The organism is Streptomyces sp. P5F9 (assembly GCF_057961495.1).
On the sequence record NZ_JBXVPZ010000802.1, the window covers coordinates 1 to 2,346 of the forward strand.

At 69.0% G+C, this 2,346-nt stretch carries 1 protein-coding gene, 3 tRNA genes and 1 pseudogene; all 5 read left to right on the plus strand.

Translation table 11 applies throughout. The annotated features are described in order from the left end of the window. On the plus strand, window positions 1–1,421 hold a 1,421-nt coding region (locus AC31A1_RS50285; RefSeq protein WP_489659735.1), incomplete at its 5' end, for a metallophosphoesterase family protein. A 199-nt stretch (window positions 1,422–1,620) separates the two neighbouring features. After that, a tRNA-Glu gene (locus AC31A1_RS50290) sits at window positions 1,621–1,693 on the plus strand. 49 nt (window positions 1,694–1,742) lie between these two features. Further along, window positions 1,743–1,817 (plus strand) — tRNA-Asp (locus AC31A1_RS50295). A 24-nt stretch (window positions 1,818–1,841) separates the two neighbouring features. After that, window positions 1,842–1,915: transfer RNA gene (locus AC31A1_RS50300), tRNA-Phe, on the plus strand. A 70-nt stretch (window positions 1,916–1,985) separates the two neighbouring features. After that, window positions 1,986–2,234: pseudogene (locus tag AC31A1_RS50305) on the plus strand (hypothetical protein); the annotation flags it as partial. Between the last annotated feature and the right edge of the window lie 112 nt (window positions 2,235–2,346).

The window sequence follows — 2,346 nt, forward strand, 5'->3', positions numbered from 1 at the left end:
CCGTCGAACTCGTCCCCCAGCCCCACCCCTGGCCCCGCGCCCTCGGCCTCGTCATGGTCGTCGTCATCGGGGCCTGGCTCGGGCTGCTGATCGTGGGCAACGTACGGGCCCAGGTCGGTCCCATGAACACGACCATGACCCTGCGCCCGTCCCTCACCGGCGGCACGAAGATCAACGTCTCCCCGCTCGGCGCCCTGTCCCTCGACAGCCACCACGCACCGGTCCGCCTGGACGTCAACGTCGACCAGCTCGACCCGGAACGCTCGCAGGCCCTCGTCGACCACCCCGAGCGCCTCTCCGGCCTCCAGGACGAGGTCGCCCGTGACGTCGAACACGGCACCCTCGACCTCGCCGTACGGTCCTGCACGGCCGTGGTCCTCGGCGCCACGACCCTGGGCCTCGCGGTCTACCGCCGCCCCCGCCGGGCCCTCGCGGCCGGCGGCCTGGCCCTCACGCTCCTCGCCGCATCGGGAGCGACGGCCTACGCGACCTGGAACCCCAAGTCGATCCTGGAGCCGAAGTTCTCCGGCCTGCTCTCCTCCGCCCCGTCCCTGGTCGGCAACGCGCGCAACATCGTCACCGAATTCGACGTCTACCAGAAGGAGTTGGCCCGCCTGGTGACGAACGTGACGAAGCTCTACGACGTCACGTCCACGCTCCCCGCGTACCAGCCGGACCCGACCACGATCCGCGTCCTGCACGTCTCGGACATCCACCTGAACCCCGCGAGCTGGAAGATCATCGCGTCGCTGGTGGAGCAGTACAAGGTGAACGTGATCGTCGACACCGGCGACACCATGGACCACGGCACGACGGCCGAGAACGGCTTCCTCGACCCCATCGCCGACCTGGGCGCGCCCTACGTCTGGGTCAGGGGCAACCACGACTCCCTCGCCACCCAGCGCTACCTCGAACACATCAAGAACGTGCACGTCCTTGACGAGGGGCGGGCGGAGACGGTCGCGGGCGTGCGCTTCGCGGGCATCGGCGACCCCCAGTTCACCCCCGACCGCTCGACCGCACCGGGCGCCGACAACGCGGAGGAACTCGCCGGCGACCAACTCGCCTCCGCCCTCCGCGACCAGCAGGCCGCCGGTACCCCGGTCGACATCGCCCTGGTCCACGAACCGTCGGCGGCCCGCCAGACCGACGGCGAGGTCCCGCTGGTCCTGGCCGGCCACCTCCACCACGAGGGCACCGAGATCATGAAGCACGGCACCCGGCTGCGCATCGAGGGCTCGACGGGCGGCAGCGGGCTGCGCGCGGTGGAGGGCAAGTACCCCGACCCGATCGAGGCGTCGATCCTCTACGTCGACCGCGACACCCACCGCCTCCAGGCCTGGGACGAGATCAAACTCGGCGGCCTGGGCCTGACGACGGCGGAGGTCAGCCGCCACCTCCCGAAGGAGAACCTGCCGTGAGCGCACCCCGCCTTTTCGGTTTGGCTGCGGCCCAAACGCCGTAGTACAGTCTCGTCGTGCCCAAGGGCGCCGGTCAGGGCTTGACCGTCCGAAACTCCCCAGGGAGTCAGGAGAAGCGGCACCCTTCGGGGGAAAGCGGAGTCACATGCTTCTCACGTCCTCTGGGACACCTAGACGAAGCAAAGCAGTATAGAAGTTGGCCCTCATCGTCTAGTGGCCCAGGACGCCGCCCTTTCAAGGCGGTAGCACGGGTTCGAATCCCGTTGGGGGCACGCAACACCGTGTGCGACACTGGCTCCGCCAGTTCGCGCGCAACAGCAAGGTCCTGTGGAGCAGCTTGGAGTGCTCGCCACCCTGTCAAGGTGGAGGCCGCGGGTTCAAATCCCGTCAGGACCGCTGAGGTTCCGCAAGGAATCTCGTGGCTGGGTAGCTCAGTTGGTACGAGCGATCGCCTGAAAAGCGATAGGTCGCCGGTTCGACCCCGGCCCCAGCCACCGGATCGAAAGCCCTGTCCCACCGGGACGGGGCTTTCGTCGTAACCCGGACTACACAGGGTGGGGCGCGATGGGCCAGGACATCGACCTGGAGAAGATACGGGCGCGGTACGGACTGCTCGCGGTGGTCGGCAGCAACATCGCGATCACGGCGGTGGCGGTCTTCGGCGTATGGCAGCTGGACGGCGACCGCGCGGTGATCGTAGGTGTCCTGACCTCGGCGTTCACCGCGATGGCGGGCCTGACGACGGCGTACCTGGGCATCAAGGCCGTATCCAACACGGCCCAGTCGATGTCCAAGGAGGCCGGCAGGCAGCAGGACGCCGAGCGCCAGCAGCAGCAAGACGCCGGCCAGCAGAATTCAGCCCGTCCGGCGCTTGAGGACGAGGCCGTCCAGGCCGACGGGGGTCTGGGGGCGGAGCCCCCGGGAA